The following is a 17,887-nucleotide window of genomic DNA, read 5'->3' as shown; positions in this document are numbered from 1 at the left end:
CTCCTTCGTTCGGTCAGCGGTCGGTGGCGGGGCTATTCGCCGTGCTGGCCGGGGGCGGCGCTGCCGCTGTATTCGCCGAGCTCGGAGACGAGCTTGCCGATGTCGGGCATGGTGTCGTAGCGGCGCTGGTGCAGCTCGGCGATCTTGTCGGCCAGCTGCGGGTCCTCGTCGTCGGTGATGTCGAACGACACGAACTTGTCCACCAGGGGCAGCCCGACCCGGTCGGTGTTGAGGTGGGCCGGATGCACGAGGTACTCCCAGTAGCCCTCGAGGTCCTCGATGGCGAACACCGCGCCGTAGTGGTATTCGCCGCCGTAGTCGGGGCCGACGACGAAGGACTTCACCGACGGGATGACCCGGCCTTGGTTGCGCAGGCTCTCGAGCGCCTCTTCGACCTGTTCGGGGGTGGCGGAGGGCTTGATGGTGAATCGGTTGCCGTGGTAGATCATGCGACTTTCCTGTTCTTGTTCTGTTGCAGGGCGAACAGCGCGGCCAGGGCCGCGCCCACGGTCATCGCGACACCGCTGAGAGCGAAAGTGTCAGCGACGCCGATGGTCTGGATGAGTGGTTGCACGGCCAGCGGTGACAGGAACTGGCCGAGGAAGATCCCGGTGACGAGTCCGCTGAGGACTTGGCCGCGCCGCTCCGGGGCTGCCAGGTCGGCAAGGCGCAGGTTCAGGTTGGGCACAACGAGGCCGACGCCGATGCCGCCGACGAGCAGTCCGGCCACGATCAGCGCGACAGATCCCGCGGTGCCGATCACCAGCCAGCCCAGCCCCAGCAGGCCGATGCTGGTGGTGGTGATGGTGGTGGGTGTGAGCCTGCCGCGCAGGGCCGGAAAGGCCAGCGCACCCACGACGCCGGTCAGTGTGCTCCCGGCGACCACGATTCCGGTGACCGCGGGGCCGACGTGGAAATCGGTGAGCAGGAACGGCAATTGGGTCGGTGCCATGTAGAACGCGAGTGTCGCGACCAGGGCGAGTGCGTAGATTCCGTAGATGCGCAACGACTTCCGCGCCGCGCCGGACGCCGCGGTGGGTGTGGCGGCGCGGGCGGGCTCACCGATCGTCAGCACGGCGAACGGCAGGATCAGTGCGGACACGGCGTAGATCCAGAACGGCAATTTCCAGTCCAGGCCGGCCAGCACACCGGCCAGTGGCAAGAACACCACTCCGCCGAAGCTCGCCGCCGCCTGCTGCATCCCGAGGAACGAGGCACGCCGTGGTCCGTCGAACCAGTCGGTGATCAACGCACTGACCGCGGTCATGATCCCGCCGACTGCGACGCCGAGCAGCGCCCGGGTGGCCAGCAGCACGGCCAGATCGGAGACGAAATAGCCTGCGGTGCCCGCCACCGCGTAGAGCGCCAAGCTGCCGATGAGCAACGGTCGCCGCCCGACGCGGTCGGCGACCGTGCCGCTCAGCGGAGCACTGATGGCGATCGCCAGCGACGTGACCGTCAGGGCCAGCCTGACCATGACATCCGCCGTGTCGAAGACCTCGGTCATCGCGGGCAGACTCGGCGCGATGATGGCCGCGGCCATGATGGTCAGCGTGGCCGCGGCCAGCAGCGTCGCCTGGGCCACCCGCGGGGGTGCGTGCCGGGCGGTGGTCATCGTTCCTCCTCGTCGTTCGGTGACGAGAGGGAGACTTCCAGTGGCACAGTGTGTTTCGCGTCGGCGAGAATTACCTATTCGCATCGCGGGAATCGCGTAGGTGGTTTTCACCGACACGAGTGACCGACCTGCCGAATTCGTCTACGCCCGAGCGGTAGAGGTGTACGCCCACAACGGAATCGGGGTTTCGTGCCTGTGGCTGGACATCATCCGAGAGTGAGTGTACAGTCACTCACATGACGAAGCCCGGTGCCACCCTCTCGACCTCGGATGCTCGACGCGACGTGGTGATCGACGCGGCGATCGCGGAATTCGCCCGTGCCGGATTTCACGGCACGCCGATCAGCGCGGTAGCCACCAAGGCGGGGATCTCGCAGGCTTATGTGTTCAAGCTGTTCCCCGGCAAAACCACACTGTTCGTCGCAGCCCTGGATCGCTGCTTCGAGCTCGTCGAGAAGGCGCTGTCGGCCGGGGCCGCCCGCGCCGAAGGGGTGAGCCCGGAGCAGATCCTGCACGAGATGGGTGGCGCCTATGCCGAACTGATCGGCGACAAGAACCTGTTGATGCTGCAGGTGCACGCCCAGTCCGCTGCCGATATCCCCGAGGTCGCCGACGCGATGCGCCGCGGCCTGGCCCGCACGACGCGCTTCGCCAAACAACGATCCGACGCCACCGACGAACAGGTGCAGCGTTTCATGGCCTACGGCCAGCTCTGCCACCTCATCACCACGCTAGGGCTGGACGGCGACACCAGCGACTGGGCCGCCCTGCTGACCGCAGGCATCCGCCACCCAGCCGCCCGCTGAGCCGGCGCGACCACGCAACGACCACCCTGCCCCTTCGGGGGCATTTCTTTGACAGCCAGAGTGAGTGAACAGTCACTCATGATAAGGAGGTTCCACCATGTCCACCGTCTACGCCACCGAGATCGTTCTCCCCGGCACCGTCGATCCCGACGGCCTGCTCGTCACTACACGTGAATTGCCCGCGCCCGCCGCCGGGCAGGTGCTCGTCACGGTGGAGGCATCCGGCGTTTCCTTCGCCGAGCAGCAAATGCGGCGGGGCAAGTACTACGACCAGCCGCCGTTCCCGTTCGTGCCCGGCTACGACCTGGTCGGCATCGTCGCCGCGGCGGGTGCGTCGGTCGACCCCGCGCTGATCGGACAGCGGGTCGCCGCGCTGACCAAGATCGGGGGCTGGTCCAGTCACATCCTGCTCGACGCCGCGGACGTTGTCCCCGTGCCCGCCGGTCTGGGCGCCGCCGAAGCTGAAACCCTGGTGGTGAATGGGATTACGGCCTGGCAGATGCTGCACCGCACCGCTGCGGTGCCCCGTGGTGCGACGATTCTGGTCCACGGCGCCAACGGGGGCGTCGGCTCGACACTGGTCCAGCTGGCCCGTGCGGCGGGGATCCGAGTCCTGGGCACGGCATCGCCGCGCAACCGCGCCGCGGTCGAGGCGCTCGGCGCGAGCTGGATCGACTACCGCGGCGACGTGGCCGCCGAGGTACGGGCGCTGGCCCCGGGCGGGGTCGATGCCGTGTTCGACCATGTCGGCGGCTCCGGCATCGTGGACTCGTTTGGACTGCTCGCCCCGGGCGGCACCCTCGTCTCCTATGGCACCGCCTCGACTCGTGATGTCGCGGGAGACTCGCGCCTGCCGGTGCTGAAGCTGTTCGCCAGGCTGCTGTGGTGGAACGCGCTGCCCAACCGCCGCCATGCCCACTTCTTCAACATCTGGGCGGGCAAGCGCAATGCCGGCCGCTTCCGTCACCGGATCGCCGAAGACCTGGGATCGGTGTTCGCGCTCGCCGTGCAAGAAACAGTGCGTCCACAGGTCGCCGCCCGCATTCCGCTGACCGAAGCCGCCCGTGCGCTGGCACTGGCCGAATCCGGCACGGTCATCGGCAAGGTCGTGCTCGTTCCCGCCCTCGAAGCCTGAAACCGTCTTCGTCCCACATCATTGGAGAACTGTCATGTCCCACCTCATCGCGGCGTCCGCGCGCACCATCCTGGACAACCGCTCCTCCTATCTGAGCTTCGGTGCGGCCTGGTTCGTCGGCCACGGCGCCTTCGCCCTGGCCCACGGCGACGACCCGCTCGTCGACCTGCCCGGTCCTGTGCCGATGCTGTTGCTGGGAGGGGGTCTGCTCGCGGCGTTGGCCATCACCGGCGCCGCCGCCGGGCGGGCACGTCGCACTGCCACGGCCGACCCCCTTGTCTCCGGCCTGCTCGCTGCGTCGTGGGTGATCGGCTTCGGCGCGCTCTTCGTCGTCATCACAGCGCTGAGTTCGGTCATCGGCGACCCGGCGATCCAGACTCTGCTCTGGCCCACCGGTTCCGGTGTGGTTGTCGGTCTGCTCCACCTCGCTGGCGGCGTCGCCTACCGCGATGTCCTGCAGTACTCCCTCGGCGCGTGGCTCGCCCTGATGTCGGGCGCCGCGTTGTTCTTCCACGGCGCCAACCTGTATTGGCTGCTGGCACTGGCCGGCGGAGGCAGCTACCTGCTCGCCGCGATCCTCGAGCCACGCCGCCTGGCAGCAGCGCACGCCTGATCACACGCCGACTGCCGCGGCAAGAGCGCTGCTTCGAACGTCATCGTCCGAAGCGGCGCTCCTTCGCGCTGTGACCTCGTCTCGACGGCTAGCGGCAGTCCAGGCGAGGGCTGGCATGGCGCGATGCTTCAAATGCACGGCAAGTAAACAAGTCTGCGTCCGGCAGAGGGGCCGGACTCCCCCACGCCGATGCTCGATCCGGGAAGGTATCGGCATGGCGCGCAATCAGCAAGTCACGTCCACATGGGCAGCCTGAGCGAACGACACATGCACATGGTCATAGTGATTGGCGGTCGGGCTGCCGCGGTTTTCCATATACGACCAACCGTTGCCGTCGTTGTACCGCTGCCGCCAGATCACATAGGTCACACCGAAGCGCTGTTTGTTGGCCAGCACGAATTCGGCGATCGCGTCGCCGCGGGCGGAATCGGATGTCATCAAATCGAGCGCCAGCCCGGCGCCGTGGTCGCCGTCGCCCCGGCCGATGGCGCCGCCGATATCGGTGAGGCCGAACGTCTTCTTGAGCAGGTTGCCCACCTGGGCCACATGCGGTTGCGCGCCGGCGAGTTCCGTCGAGCACGGGAGGGAGGGCGGGTGCTGTTGGGCCGTCTTTTCCGACGGGAGTGGCGGCTCGGCGGCGACCGCCGCCGCCGCTATCTGAGCTGGCGGTGGCACAGCGGTCGGGACCGGGGTTGCGGCGGCGGACGACGGCGGCGAATCGACCGAGGCGGCGGGCTGGGCGGCCGGGCTCAGTCGGATCGCCACCCACAGCACGACGGCGACAGTCGCCACAGCGCCACACACAGCCAGGGCGGTGCGCTTCCAGGCTGCGGTCTGTTTTCGATGTTGACCAGGCATGATGTCGGTTACCGGCTACTGTCGGGAAGATGATCACCGATACATTACGAAATGGTCGCGAAATTGTCACGTCGAGCAGATGGGGCCGGAACCCGAATCGGTTCGTCGACAACGCATCGTCGCAGGTGAGCACCTTCGCGAGACCCAGAACGCCTCCTGCGGCCTCGGCGCAAGGCGCGTACGCTTAGGTGTCTTACACCGATCAGTAAGGTGTGCCACCGGTTAGCCGGGAGGTGGACGTGCTCAGCATCACCGAGCAGTTCAGCACCGAACGCGCCCCATGCGGGAAACAGCGGGGCGGGGCTCGCCACCGCGAAGACGACGAAGCGGGCCTGGTGATCGACGATCTGCGTTACGACTGCGGCTGCCGCCGGATTCGGCACGAATACCACGACGGCAGCGTTCGGATCAAAACGGTCCGCCATGACGGCAAGGTCCTGATGGACGAGCACAGCGCCGACTTCGAGGCCTGAACCGACGACGCCCGGGTGGTGCCACCATGACCGCTTCTCACGATGTCGTGATCGTTGGCGGGGGCGGCGCGGGCCTGCGTGCGGCCATCGCCATCGCGGAACACAACCCGCGCCTGAGTATCGCGATCGTCTCCAAGGTCTACCCGATGCGCAGCCACACCGTCTCCGCTGAAGGTGGGGCTGCCGCTGTCGCCGGTCCAGGCGACAGCCTCGACGAGCACGCCTACGACACGGTCTCCGGCAGCGATTGGCTCTGTGACCAAGACGCCGTCGAGGCCTTCGTCGAGGAGGCGCCGCGGGAGCTGCTCCAACTGGAGCATTGGGGCTGCCCATGGAGCCGTCGGCCGGACGGGCACATCGCGGTACGGGCGTTCGGCGGTATGACCAACAACCGCACGTGGTTCGCAGCCGACAAGACCGGCTTCCACTTGCTGCACACCCTGTTCCAGACCGCACTGTCGTATCGGGACATCGTCAGGTACGACGAGTGGTTCGCCACAACCTTGCTCGTCGACGACGGCAGGGTACGCGGCGTCGTTGCCATCGAACTCGCCACCGGCCGTGTCGAAACCATTCTCGCCAGCGCAGTCATCGTGTGCACCGGCGGCTGCGGCCGGGTGTATCCGTTCACCACCAACGCCAATATCAACACCGGCGACGGAATGGCGTTGGCGTACCGGGCAGGCGCGCCGCTCAAGGACATGGAGTTCGTTCAGTACCACCCGACCGGCCTCCCGTTCACGGGCATCCTGATCACCGAGGCAGCGCGCGCGGAGGGCGGCTGGCTGCTCAACAAGGACGGTTATCGCTACCTGCAGGATTACGACCTCGGGACCCCCTCACCGAAGCCGGTGATGCGAAGTATGGAACTCGGGCCACGCGACCGGCTTTCGCAGGCCTTCGTGCACGAATTCGACAAGGGCCGGACCATCGGCACACCGTACGGGCACGTCGTCCATCTCGACATACGCCACCTCGGTGCGGATCTCATCGACACGAAACTGCCGTTCGTACGCGAGCTGTGCACGAAGTACCAGAACATCGACCCGGTACGGGAGCTGATCCCGGTACGTCCCGTAGTCCACTACATGATGGGCGGTATTCATACCGACATCCACGGCGCGACACCGCTGGAGGGCCTGTACGCCGTCGGCGAGGTCGCCTGCGTCAGTATCAACGGCGCGAACCGGCTCGGGTCGAACTCCTTGCCCGAGTTGCTGGTCTTCGGTGCGCGAGCCGGTCGCGCCGCCGCCGAGTACGCGAGCTCGGCCACTGCCCGCGAGACGCAGGCGGTTCTCGCGCTCGGCCGCGCCGAACAGGACCGGCTGGAACGGGATCTCACGCGACATACCGAGGGATCCGAACGCATCGCGCATATCCGCACCGAAATGCAAGAGACGCTGGAGACCAGTGCCGGGATCTACCGGGACGGCGACTCCCTCGCCAAGGGAGCCGACAAGGTGCGCGAGCTTCGCGATCGGTTCGGCAGGGCTTGCCTCGATGACCACAGCCGGGCGTTCAACACCGAACTGGTTGCGGTGCTGGAACTCTCGTGCATGCTCGACGTGGCGGAATGCATCATCGCCTGCGCGCTGGCACGGGAGGAATCCCGGGGCGCGCACCAGCGGACCGATTTCCCCGCCAGGAACGACGAGCGGTTCCTGGCCCATTCGATGATCCATCGGCAGCCGGACGGTTCGAGCCGCGTCTCGTACCTCCCGGTGACGATTACTCGCTGGCCTCCGGGCGAACGCGTATATGGGAGGTGATGGCGATGGCGGACCGGATAACCCTGCAGGTCGCACGCTACCGACCGGATCGAGATGACGAACCGGTACCGCAGTCGTACGAGGTTCCGCTGCGCAAGGAATGGACGGTGCTCGACGGCCTCAACTACATCAAGGACTATCTCGACGGAACCGTGTCGTATCGGTGGTCGTGCCGGATGGGCATCTGCGGCAGCTGCGGCATGACCGTCAACGGCGACCCACAACTGAGCTGCGCCACTTTCCTGACCGACTACGCACCGGGGCCGGTGCGGGTCGAGCCACTGCGCAACTTCCCGGTGATCCGGGATCTCGTCGTAGAGATCAGCGACTTCATGCACAAGCTGACCGCGGTCAAGCCATGGCTGATCAGGGAGGAACACCGGCCACTCGATGACGGCGAGTATTTGCAAACACCGTCCGAAATGGACGATTACAAGCAATTCAGCATGTGCATCAATTGCATGCTCTGCTACTCGGCCTGTCCCGTCTTCGCGCTCGAGCCCGAGTTCATCGGTCCGGCGGCGATCGCGCTGGGCCAGCGCTACAACCTCGACTCGCGCGACGAAGGAGCCGAGGATCGGCGGGACGTGCTCGCCTCCGCCGAGGGCGTATGGTCCTGCACGTTCGTCGGCGAGTGCACCACCGCCTGCCCCAAGGGGGTCGACCCGGCCGGTGCGATCCAGCGCTACAAGCTGACGGCGGCCACCCAATCGCTCCGAGATCTCCTCATGCCTTGGCGGGCACGATGACCACGACACCCCAGTTGTACCGAAAGCCGGTCTCCACCTTCTGGTGGGCGCGACGCCGCTCATACCTGTTCTTCGCCCTGCGCGAACTCAGCAGCGTGTTCGTCGCCTGGTTCGTGGTGTATTTCCTGCTTCTGATCCATGCGGTCAGTTCCGGAAGCGAGGAATACCAACGGTTTCTGAGCTGGAGCGCCAACTGGTGGGTCGTTGCACTGAACACGGTCGCCCTGCTGTTCGTGCTGCTGCACACGGTCACCTGGTTCGACCTCGCGCCCAAAGCGATGGCGGTGCGGGTACGGAACCGGCGCGTCGCACCGGTCGTGATCGTCGGACTGCACTATTTGTTGTGGGGTCTGCTGACGGCGCTCGTGCTGGTGGTGGTGCTGCGATGACGAACAAGAGATCCCTGGAACCGTTCGCGTGGATACTGTTCGGCGTCGGTGGGATGGCCGCCGCGCTGCTCATACCGGTGCTGCTGTTTCTGTTCGGCCTCGCCTTCCCGTTGGACTGGCTTTCTGTGCCGGACCACGCACACCTGCTCTCGGTGTTGCGTCATCCTGTCACCCGGCTGGTCCTTTTCGGACTCTGTGCGCTGGCTCTGTTCCATTGGGCACACCGCTTCCGGTACGCGCTGCAGCACGGCTTGCGGCTCGAGCAGTTCAGTACATTGATCATCCTGGTCTGCTACGGAGCCGCCGTCATCGGCTCGGGAACCGCCGCTTACCTCCTGCTGCGCGTCTGAACGACCGCAGTGGCGCTAGGCGATGCTGAGTGACACTCTCGATTCCGGCCCCGACCGGCCCATATCCGGTCGGAGTCACCGACCTGCACAGGGTCGACCCGAGCCGCGTCGACCCGTGGGACACCAGTCGCCGACGCGAGTTGATGGTGCAGATCTGGTATCCGGCCGATATGGCGACCGGGGTGCCCGTCGATCCCTGGATGCCGCACGGTGGCAGGCAGGCCCAGCACACCTATCTCACCAGTCTCGGTGTTTCCGAGCATTGGGAACTCGCGCCGAGCCACAGCTACCGGGATCAACCCGCCCGCACAGACGGCGGTCGTTTTCCGGTCCTGTTGAATTCACCCGGCATGGGCGACACCACCGGCTGGAGTACCGCCCAGACCGAAGATCTGGCCAGCCACGGCTATATCGTGGTCGCACTCAATCACACACACGAAGCCTTCGCCGTCGAATTCCCCGACGGCAGGGTCGAGAACACGGTGGTTCCGCTGGATTCACCCCAGGAGGTTCTGCGGGATCTCCTCCTGCCGACACGCGTGGCCGACACCCGGTTCGTGCTGGATCGACTCGCCGCGCCCACAACTCGAGACGGTCGCGTCCTGCCGGCCCGTCTGGCAGAGAGCATGGACCTGTCGCGGGTCGGGATGTTCGGCCACTCGCTAGGCGGTTCGACCACAATCCAAGCCCTGCATGATGACTCCCGCATCAGTGCGGGCGTGAACCTGGACGGCCCCGTCCTGGGCTCGGTCGCTGTCGAGGGGACAGACCGGCCCCTGCTGTTGCTCGCCAGTGAGTCCTCGCCCTGGTACGGCCAACCCGGCTGGGAGCCGTATTGGACGGCCAACACCGGGCTGAAACTGCCGCTTCGAGTCTCGGGGACCGAGCAGATGTCCTTCTGCGATCAGCAGGTGGCTTTGGTCGTGGAATTTTGGGTTCTGGCCCACTTTCCGTGATCAGGTCTGGAGCCGCGGCCCCCGTGCGAGTACCCGCCGCAACCCCATGGCTGCGAGCGAAGGTCCTTGCCACCCAATCGATCCGAGCCAGATTTCGGACAGTCGACCAACGAGCGCCCAGCGGCATGGCAGTGCGTCGTGGTGTCCGCCTTGCCGAGTGGTCCGGGTCCGCTGCCGACGAGACGCTGGTGCAGTGTCGACTGCGCGGGTGGTGGTAGAAACGAAACATGGTTGGTTTTCGCTTCGGGGTCAACATTGCGTTCCCGAATTCGCCTTCGAAGTGGGTAAGTCAAGCTCGCCGTGCGGAGATGCTCGGTTACGACGTACTCGCGGTGCCCGATCACCTCGGTGTGCTGGCTCCGTTGCCGACGTTACTGCTGGCGGCGCAGGCTACCGAGCGAATTCGGCTGGGCACCTTCGTGTTGAACACGCCGTTCTACAATCCGGTGCTGCTCGCTCGCGATATCGCCGCACTCGACCAGTTCAGTGGAGGCAGGGTCGAGCTGGGGCTGGGCGCGGGATACGTAGAAGGCGAATTCGACGCCGCCGCAATACCGTTCGCGGGCGCAGGCGCCCGCATCGACCATGTCGAGCAGACTGTGCTCACCATGCGCAAGCTCTACGCCGACCCCGGCTACCGGCCGGCGCCCACGCGTCCGGAAGGCCCGGCGGTGCTGATCGCCGGATGGGGAAAACGGTTGCTGCGCATGGCCGCTCAGCACGCCGATGTGGTGAGTCTGTCCGGTGCCGTGCCCGCGAAATCCGGGCTGCCGACCGCCGCCGACCCGGACACGCTCGCCGAACGCGCCGAGTACGTGCGCGGCTTGCTCGGTGAGCGTCGCGATCAGGTGGAAATCAACGTCGCCATCTGGGGCGTGGCCTCCCCGTCCGAACGCGACACCCTTGGCCAACAGGTGCGCGCGTTTCTGCCCGGATTCACCGACGACCAGATCGATGCCACCCCCACGGTCATGATCGGCACTCCTCGGCAGATCGCCGAAAACGTGCGCGAATTCCGCGAGCGCCACGGAATCACGTATTTCACTGTGCAGGAACCGGCTATGGAGAGATTCGCACCGGTCATCGAACTACTGAAGTAGCCCGGCCCGAGCGGTTGCAGCAGGGCCGCCAGCAGGACGACATCCAGCCGGATCACGGTCTCACTGGTTCGAATAGCGCGCGTTGGCCGGTTGCGCCCGCCTCGCTCCGACACCGGCGCACGGTGCCGGTCTGACCATGCGCTGGAACTCCGGTCCGGTCGAGGGCCCGGTCAATCACATCAAAATGATCAAGAGGCAGATGTTCGGCAGGGCTGGCCTTCCACTGCTACGAAAACGCGTGCTTCCCACGGCCGCGCAACGATGACGCCAGATCTGGGGTTCTGCGGCACAACACCTTTCGTCACGGAAAGTGGGCCAGAACCGAATTGTGGTGCCGGTTGGTCGTGAAACCTGGAATCAGTCGGACGGCTTGGCGTCGGATTCTGGTCGCGAAAATGAACACCGTTCGGCCAGCGTGTCGGCCGAACGGTGCTGTTTGTGTCGCAGTGACGTGCGTGTGCGGATTCTGGCGCCCAGCGCCGTCGAGTTCGAACTAGGGCTGGGCCGCGATGCGGAATACGGCGATCCGATCCGCGGCGTCGGCAACAGCCTGTGGGGTCGGATCCTCGACCAAGCCGGTCGTGACGAACAGATTGCCGACTCGTGCATGACTGTTCGCGATGTGGTCACGCAGTATTGGCCGGCGTTCCTCGACGGGCAACTCGACCAACTTCACGACCGAGGATCGGCGGCCGCGAGAGAGGGTGACAGTCTGCGCTGCGCGAACGTTCGCGACCCACGCGGCCTTCGGGTATGCCTGGAAAATGTAGCGTTGCCCCGCAATAGGAATCACCCCGATCGCCGCGATCCGGGGCTGGCCGGTGCGGTGTCCGGTCGTGGTGATCAAGTGGTGAGGGCCAAGGGCGATCCCCATTTTCTGCAGCCAGATGATCACCTTGTTGAACCTCTTGACCTTGCGAAGCCATGCATCGGTGTCCTGCGCCATAACTGTTGTCCTCCCCGCCAGACCATCCTGGTCTGGACTGCTCACCTCGGCTGATCGGTAGACCCAACGCGAACAACGTCGCCAGCATCATCCAGTGATGCCGCTCCACCCGCCGACGATGCTGTCGCTCCGCGGATCTCAACTGTTACCTGTTGCGGCTCGAGAGCTTGTGGCGGTTCGTATTCCAATGGCGTCGGATCCTGTTCACGGAATCACCGGCGGCACTGAGGGATCAGCTTTGCCAGCGCGCGTATGGGCGAGCCGGTAGGAGTCGGTGCCGGTTTCGATGATGTGCCCGCCGAAGGTCAACCTGTCGATGATCGCCGCGCAGAGCCGCGGGTCGGTGAAGGTTTCGTCCATCCGGAGTAGCTGTCGTTGGATGCGATGGCGACACTGTTCTTCTCCTCGCGCTCGGTGATTGCCCCGGGCAGGGCTCCGGGTTTGCGCAGCGACCCTTCCAGATAGTGATCCAGTTCCAGCCGGGATCCACCTTTGGCCAGCAGCCGTTCGTCGCGGGCGATCTCGGTCTTTCCGTCGTAGACGACCAGTCCCGAGGCGCGCAGCAGGACCGGACCTGACGGTCGATGAACCGGACCGGGACCGAATACTCGTTGGTGCGCAGCGAGATCTGCTGATTGTTTCCCAACGCAGTCCGTCGAACCGGACCTGCTCCAACCACATCAGGGCGTTGTGGCCAGCCGGGAGATCGCGAATCCTATGGCGCGGGCGAGGTTCCGAGATCGAAGTGGATGCCGGCGCGCAGCATTTTGGTGGCGGACAGGCCGATCATGTCGCGGAAGGTTTCGCTGAAGTGGGAAGGGGTGGCGAAGCCGGCGTCCAGGGCGGATCGGGTGAGGTCGTGGCCGCCGACGGCGCCGCGGACGGTGTGGATCATGCGGTTCCACCGCTGATAGCCGCGGAATGTGGTGCCGCACTGCTGGGTGAACAGGCGGAGGAAATGGGTGGTGGACAGGCCCAGGTTCGCGGCGATGTGGTCGGCGCGGAAGGGGCGGGCAGGGTCGCTGCGGATGGTGGCGGCGATCTGCTCGATGCGTGGATCGGTGACGGGTGCGGGGCCTGCGATGGCGCGGGCGTAGATGCGGTCCGGGTCCACGATGGGGCTACGGCACAGCTCGACGAGCTCACGCTCTCGGCGATGATTGAGGCCGAAAGGGCCTGCGGCAGTGGTCATCTCGTCGGCGATAGCCGTGGCGGGCGCACCCGCAGGGTCGACGAACAGCACCAGAATCCATCCCCGGGTGGCGACGATGCGCTGCGTCGTGCGGGCGGGGGCGAATGAACTGCCGGTGTGTCTCGGCCCGTGCGCGGTGTGCAGGACGAGCGGCGCGTCCAGGCCGACGCTGAGCATCGCGACCGAGGGGGAATGCGGGTCGACGCCGAGATCCGGCCCGATGTAGCCGACGTGACCGGGCCGCACCCACGCCACCGGCGTCCGTGCCGGACCGCAGATTTCCGAAAGCGCGTCGATGGTCACGCTTGCCAGGGTATCGGTACGGCCGCTGGAACCCGGCGGTCGACGAGGAGTCTGGAGACAGTCATGCGAGGTAAAGTTCCCCTGGGGGTGCGGATTCTGTCCGCGCTCTCGACCGAACCGGATTGGGATTCGATCACCCCGGCCCAGGTCATCGAGGTGCGTGAAGCGCAGCACCGCAAGCGCCGGTCCGCGCTGGGCAAAATCGTCACCGGCAGGCCCGACCGTGGCGCGCTGATCACGACACACACTCTCCCCCTGCCAGGGCGTCGGCTGAGTGCGCGCGTGTACCGGCCCGCGCAGGGTGGCTCGGCGCTGCCGCTGATCGTCGCGTTCCACGGCGGCGGATTGATTCTCGGCGCACCGGACCAGGACGATTGGCTTCTCAGTCACCTCGCGGCCGAATGTCCGGCCGTGGTCGTCTCGGTCGACTATCGGCTGGCGCCCGAGCACCCCGTGCCCGCGCCCGTGGAGGACGCCTATGACTCCGTATCGCACATCGTCGACGAGGCCGCGCGGTGGGAAGCCGATCCCACTCGGATCGCCCTGCTGGGCGCCAGCGCGGGAGCTACGCTCGCGGCACTCACCGCGATCCGGGCGGTCGAACTGGGACTGCCGGTGCGCGCCCAAGTGCTGATCAATCCGCAGCTGGATTGGACCGAGCGCGTCTTCGAATACCCCTCGTTCACCGAGAACGCGGACAGTCCAACCGCGACACCGGCCAATTGCCGTGCGGTGCAACGCATCGCGCTTCCCGAATCCTTCGACCCTCGTGCGATTTCACCAGTGCACAGCGACGACCTCGCGGGACTCGCCCCTACCCTCGTCCAAGCCGTAGGTACCGACCCGCTGGAAGATCAGGCACCGGCCTACGCCGAGCGGTTGCGGCACGCGGGAGTCGAGGCGACGCTGACTCGCTATCCGGAAGCGGTGCACGCCTTCCTGAGTATGCCCGGACTGGTCCCGGCGGCCCGGCCCGCCCGCGCCGAGATCCTCGCCTTTCTGCGCCGCCACCTGCTGGAGCGCTCGGACAGTGTGGCGACGGGGACGGCTAAGGCGCGGCGGCCATGACTACCACCGAAATCGCCGAGGCGAGGGTGCTGCCCCCGCTGCGCCCTGAGGCGGATTCCGCTGCTGGACAGAGCATTTCCCGACTCCTGCGCCCCTATCTGGGCAGCTTCGCCGCCGTGGTGATCCTGCAAGTCATCGGCGCTGTCGCGGGGTTGGCCCCGTTGCTGGCGGTTGTCGAATTGGGGCGAACCCTGGTGTCGGCCGGTCCCATCGATGACGGCCATGTCTGGACTGTCGTGTTCGCGGGCGCGGGCGGCTTGTTCGTCCGGTTGCTGTTCACCGCCGCGTCGTCCGGGATCGGGCATCTACTCGACGGCCGGGTGCAACTGTCGTTACGTCGGCAACTGGCCGCGCAGCTGGGGCGTGTACCGATCGGCTGGTTCTCCCGCCGCAGAACGGGTGAGCTGGCGCAGTTGGTGGGCGACGATGTGAGCGCCGTGCACCCGTTCATCGCCCACACCCCTGGCGAGCTGGTCTCGGCTTTCGTGGTGCCGCTGGTGTCGCTGATCTACTTGTTCACCGTCGACTGGCGGCTGACGCTGATCACGCTGATTCCGGTGGTGCTGGCAGTGGCGCTGGTTCCGCTGATGATGACCCCGACCCGGCTTCGTGAGCAGGAGGAGTTCGACGTCGCGATGGGGCGGGTCGCGAGTTCGGTCGTCGAGTTCGTGCAGGGGATCGCGGTGGTCAAGGCGTTCGGCGGGTCCGGGCGCGCCCATCGCGCATTCCGCACGGCCGTGGACGATTTCGTCGGCACCTTCTTCCGGTGGGTGCGCGGTCTCGCCCCGATCGCCGCGGGGATGCAGCTGGTGCTGTCGCCGCCGTTCGTGCTGCTGATCGTGCTGGTCGGTGGCGCGGTTCTCATCACGAACGGTTCGCTGGCCCCGACGGATCTGCTCCCGTTTCTGCTGCTGGGACTCGGCCTGACCGCTCCGGTGGCGGCGCTGGGCCACGGCTTCGACGAGATGCAGGCCGCCCGGCGCGCGGTCGACCGGATCCGGGATGTGCTGGCCGTGCCGTCGCTGCCGGAGCCCGAGCATCCGCGCACACCAGAGGGTCACCGGGTGGAACTGCGTGGCGTCCGATTCGGCTACGACACAGGGCGCGAGGTGCTGCGCGGAATCGACCTGGTGCTGGAGCCCGGCACCGTCACCGCGCTCGTGGGTCCTTCGGGAAGTGGCAAGTCCACGCTGGTGCAGCTGTTGCCGCGGTTCTTCGACCCGACCCACGGTTCGGTGGCCGTGGGCGGCATCGATCTGCGCGAGCTCGGCAGCCGGGAGCTCTACCGGATGGTGTCCTTCGTCTTCCAGGACGTTCGACTGCTGCGCGCGTCGGTCGCGGACAATATCGCGCTGGCGGTACCGCATGCCGGCCTCGACGACGTGGTTCGCGCCGCCCGCCTGGCGAATATTCACGATCGAATCCTCGAGCTGCCACGCGGATACGATTCGGTGATCGGTGCGGATGCCGGACTGTCCGGTGGTGAAGCACAACGGATTTCGCTCGCCCGAGCACTGCTTGCCGACACTCCGGTGCTCGTGCTCGACGAGGCGACCGCCTTCGCCGACCCGCAGACCGAACAGGCGGTGCGCCAAGCCCTTTCGACGCTGGCAGCTGATCGCACGATCCTGGTCATCGCCCATCGACTCGAGACGGTTGCCGACGCCGACACCGTCGTGGTGCTGGAGAACGGGTCGATCGTCGAGCGCGGCAGGCCCGCCGAACTAGTGGCACGCGGCGGAAAGTTCGCCGCGTTCTGGCAATCCCATCGATCGGCGATCGCGGACGAGGTCGAAACCCGTTCCGGTGCGTTGCAAGGAGACGAGTACCGATGATTCGAATGCTGCTGCGCGTGCTGGGGCCCCAGTACGCCCGTCCGGTGCGCCGCACCGTGGCGCTGATGACGACGACCGCCGTCGCCGAGGGTCTGTCCTACGCACTGCTGGTTCCGGTGCTGCGGGCCCTGTTCGGGAGCACGCCCGCGGAGGCCCGGCCCTGGCTGATCGCGTTCGGGGTCGCGGTCGCGGTCTTCGCGGTGCTGCGCTATCTCAGCGACCTGTCCGGTTTCCGCGCCGGGACCACGCTGCTGCGCGGCATGTATCACCGGCTCGGCGATCACCTGGCCCGCTTGCCCCTCGGCTGGTACAGCGCGAGCCGGACCGGGGAAGTGTCCGTCCTGGCCAGTCGCGGTGTGCTGGAGGCGATGAGCGTGATCGCGCATCTGCTGGCGCCGTTCATCGCCGCCGCGGTGACTCCGCTGACGATCGTTGTCGTCATGCTGGCCTTCAACTGGCAGATGGGCTTGGCCGCGGTGCTCGCCGTCCCGCTCGTGGCGGCGGTTCAAGTCCGGACGCGACGGTCGACGGCCGCAAGCGACGCCGAAAGCGCCGAACGCGCACAGGAGGCCACCGGGCGGGTCATCGAGTATCTCCAAGCGCAGCCGGTGCTACGGGCCGGTGGCCGGACCACGGAGCGCTTCCGGTTGCTCGACGACTCGCTGCGTGAGCTCGAGCGCGCGTCCCGCCGTTCGACCGTGTCCGCACTACCCGGCGTGGTGGGCCTGACCCTCACGGTGCAGGCGATGTTCAGCGCGCTGCTGGCCCTCGGCGCCTACCTTACGCTCGGCGGGAATACCGGCGCGGCAGAGGTTTTGGCGATCCTGGTGCTGGCCGCTCGCTGCGCCGATCCGCTACTGTCGCTGGCCGATATCGGCGGCAAACTTCGCGGCGCGCGTTCGGTGCTGGCGAGACTGGATGCGGTCTTGCGCACCGAGCCGCTGCCCGAACCTCGCGAATCGATCCGGCCGGAACGCCACGACCTCGAGTTCGACTGCGTCACCTTCCGGCACGGCGGTCGCGTCGTGATCGACGACGTGTCGTTGTCCGTGCCGCAGGGACAGCGGCTCGCCATCGTCGGTCCGTCGGGTGCGGGCAAAAGCACAGTGCTGCAACTGCTCGCGCGGTTCTACGACGCGGACGCGGGAGCGGTGCGCATCGGCGGTGTGGACGTGCGCGGGATCAGCGACGAGGAGTTGATGGCGCAGATCGCCATCGTCTTCCAGGACGTCTATCTCTTCGACGGAACCATCGAGGAGAACGTGCGCCTCGGCCGTCCCGACGCCGGTGACGCCGAGGTGCGGGCAGCAGCCACCGCGGCGCGATTGGACGAGGTGATCGAGCGGCTACCCGACGGTTGGGCGACAAAAGTCGGCGAGGGTGGCGCATTGCTGTCCGGCGGTGAGCGACAACGTGTTTCGATCGCACGGGCACTGCTGAAGGACGCGCCCATCGTCCTGCTGGACGAGATCACCTCCGCATTGGACCCGGTGAACGAGGCGGCCGTCCACCAGGGTGTCGAGCACTTGATGGCGGGCCGGACGGTGGTGATGGTCGCGCACCGGTTGCGGACCGTGCGACGAGCCGATCGCATCGTCTTCGTCGACCGCGGCCGCGTCGTGGAAGCGGGCAGCCACGACGAGCTGCTGCGCCGCGGTGGCCGCTACGCCGATATGTGGAACCTCTCCCTGACACCGACAGCGAGCTAGAGCAGGATCTCCGCGTGACGT

18 protein-coding genes and 1 pseudogene are annotated in these 17,887 nt (G+C 66.7%); 13 read left to right on the top strand and 6 right to left on the bottom strand.

Annotated features, from left to right (window positions below):
- Positions 1-32 precede the first annotated feature (32 nt).
- Both AC3ERS_RS32645 and AC3ERS_RS32640 read right to left on the bottom strand, forming a co-directional pair.
- Entirely contained in the window at positions 33-449 is a 417-nt protein-coding gene (locus AC3ERS_RS32645) for a Dabb family protein (RefSeq protein WP_431971996.1), read from the bottom strand.
- Positions 446-1,615 (bottom strand): MFS transporter, encoded by a 1,170-nt coding sequence (locus tag AC3ERS_RS32640; protein ID WP_431971995.1) that lies wholly within the window; start codon positions 1,613-1,615, stop codon positions 446-448. The genes AC3ERS_RS32645 and AC3ERS_RS32640 overlap by 4 nt, the downstream gene beginning before the upstream one ends.
- 236 nt (positions 1,616-1,851) lie before the next feature.
- Here AC3ERS_RS32640 and AC3ERS_RS32635 point away from each other — a divergent pair, with 236 nt between their 5' ends.
- From AC3ERS_RS32635 to AC3ERS_RS32625, 3 genes are all read left to right on the top strand, one after another.
- Positions 1,852-2,421 (top strand): TetR/AcrR family transcriptional regulator, encoded by a 570-nt coding sequence (locus AC3ERS_RS32635; protein WP_431971994.1) that lies wholly within the window; start codon positions 1,852-1,854, stop codon positions 2,419-2,421.
- A gap of 97 nt (positions 2,422-2,518) precedes the next feature.
- Complete coding sequence (locus tag AC3ERS_RS32630) at positions 2,519-3,556, top strand: medium chain dehydrogenase/reductase family protein (RefSeq protein ID WP_431971993.1); 1,038 nt, start codon at positions 2,519-2,521, stop codon at positions 3,554-3,556.
- Between the two features lie 34 nt (positions 3,557-3,590).
- A complete protein-coding gene (locus AC3ERS_RS32625; protein ID WP_431971992.1) occupies positions 3,591-4,169 on the top strand; it encodes an ABC transporter permease in 579 nt (192 codons plus the stop codon).
- Between the two features lie 225 nt (positions 4,170-4,394).
- On the opposite strand, the gene AC3ERS_RS32620 is transcribed toward AC3ERS_RS32625, so the two are convergent.
- Entirely contained in the window at positions 4,395-4,943 is a 549-nt protein-coding gene (locus AC3ERS_RS32620) for a VldE C-terminal domain-containing protein (protein WP_431971991.1), read from the bottom strand.
- A gap of 323 nt (positions 4,944-5,266) precedes the next feature.
- On the opposite strand from AC3ERS_RS32620, the gene AC3ERS_RS32615 reads away from it, so the two are divergent.
- From AC3ERS_RS32615 to AC3ERS_RS32585, 7 genes are all read left to right on the top strand, one after another.
- On the top strand, positions 5,267-5,500 hold the full coding sequence (locus tag AC3ERS_RS32615) for a hypothetical protein (RefSeq protein WP_431971990.1): 234 nt from the start codon (positions 5,267-5,269) through the stop codon (positions 5,498-5,500).
- A 26-nt stretch (positions 5,501-5,526) separates the two neighbouring features.
- Positions 5,527-7,269, top strand: coding sequence for a fumarate reductase (quinol) flavoprotein subunit (frdA, locus tag AC3ERS_RS32610; RefSeq protein WP_431971989.1), 1,743 nt, complete (start codon positions 5,527-5,529; stop codon positions 7,267-7,269).
- Between the two features lie 5 nt (positions 7,270-7,274).
- A complete protein-coding gene (locus AC3ERS_RS32605; RefSeq protein WP_431971988.1) occupies positions 7,275-8,018 on the top strand; it encodes a succinate dehydrogenase/fumarate reductase iron-sulfur subunit in 744 nt (247 codons plus the stop codon).
- On the top strand, positions 8,015-8,407 hold the full coding sequence (locus AC3ERS_RS32600) for a fumarate reductase subunit C (RefSeq protein WP_431971987.1): 393 nt from the start codon (positions 8,015-8,017) through the stop codon (positions 8,405-8,407). The genes AC3ERS_RS32605 and AC3ERS_RS32600 overlap by 4 nt, the downstream gene beginning before the upstream one ends.
- Positions 8,404-8,757: a fumarate reductase subunit FrdD gene (gene frdD, locus AC3ERS_RS32595; protein WP_431971986.1), complete on the top strand. Its 354-nt coding sequence runs from the start codon at positions 8,404-8,406 to the stop codon at positions 8,755-8,757. The genes AC3ERS_RS32600 and frdD overlap by 4 nt, the downstream gene beginning before the upstream one ends.
- A 29-nt stretch (positions 8,758-8,786) precedes the next feature.
- The gene (locus tag AC3ERS_RS32590; RefSeq protein ID WP_431971985.1) at positions 8,787-9,713 is read left to right on the top strand and encodes an alpha/beta hydrolase family protein; all 927 of its coding nucleotides are present in this window, start codon (positions 8,787-8,789) and stop codon (positions 9,711-9,713) included.
- A gap of 227 nt (positions 9,714-9,940) precedes the next feature.
- Positions 9,941-10,813 (top strand): TIGR03621 family F420-dependent LLM class oxidoreductase, encoded by an 873-nt coding sequence (locus AC3ERS_RS32585; protein ID WP_431971984.1) that lies wholly within the window; start codon positions 9,941-9,943, stop codon positions 10,811-10,813.
- A gap of 493 nt (positions 10,814-11,306) precedes the next feature.
- Here the strand turns inward: AC3ERS_RS32585 and AC3ERS_RS32580 are convergent, their stop codons facing one another.
- From AC3ERS_RS32580 to AC3ERS_RS32570, 3 genes and pseudogenes are all read right to left on the bottom strand, one after another.
- The gene (locus AC3ERS_RS32580; RefSeq protein WP_431971983.1) at positions 11,307-11,759 is read right to left on the bottom strand and encodes a nitroreductase/quinone reductase family protein; all 453 of its coding nucleotides are present in this window, start codon (positions 11,757-11,759) and stop codon (positions 11,307-11,309) included.
- A 204-nt stretch (positions 11,760-11,963) separates the two neighbouring features.
- Positions 11,964-12,181, bottom strand: a pseudogene (locus AC3ERS_RS32575) (ATP-binding protein); the annotation flags it as partial.
- Positions 12,182-12,474: 293 nt separating this feature from the next.
- Positions 12,475-13,254, bottom strand: a complete 780-nt coding sequence (locus AC3ERS_RS32570) for an AraC family transcriptional regulator (protein ID WP_431971982.1) — start codon at positions 13,252-13,254, stop codon at positions 12,475-12,477.
- A 63-nt stretch (positions 13,255-13,317) separates the two neighbouring features.
- Here AC3ERS_RS32570 and AC3ERS_RS32565 point away from each other — a divergent pair, with 63 nt between their 5' ends.
- From AC3ERS_RS32565 to AC3ERS_RS32555, 3 genes are read left to right on the top strand one after another with little or no spacing between them, the layout of a single operon-like run.
- Positions 13,318-14,322 carry an alpha/beta hydrolase gene (locus tag AC3ERS_RS32565; protein WP_431971981.1) on the top strand — a complete coding sequence of 335 codons (1,005 nt, stop codon included), beginning with the start codon at positions 13,318-13,320 and terminating at the stop codon, positions 14,320-14,322.
- On the top strand, positions 14,319-16,157 hold the full coding sequence (locus tag AC3ERS_RS32560; protein WP_431971980.1) for an ABC transporter ATP-binding protein: 1,839 nt from the start codon (positions 14,319-14,321) through the stop codon (positions 16,155-16,157). Before AC3ERS_RS32565 ends, AC3ERS_RS32560 begins: the two co-directional genes overlap by 4 nt.
- On the top strand, positions 16,154-17,866 hold the full coding sequence (locus AC3ERS_RS32555) for an ABC transporter ATP-binding protein (protein WP_431971979.1): 1,713 nt from the start codon (positions 16,154-16,156) through the stop codon (positions 17,864-17,866). The genes AC3ERS_RS32560 and AC3ERS_RS32555 overlap by 4 nt, the downstream gene beginning before the upstream one ends.
- Positions 17,867-17,887: the final 21 nt, after the last annotated feature.

This window comes from Nocardia sp. bgisy134 (assembly GCF_057708325.1).
The sequence above is the reverse complement of the archived record's forward strand: the minus strand, read 5'-3'. Positions and strand labels throughout refer to the sequence as shown.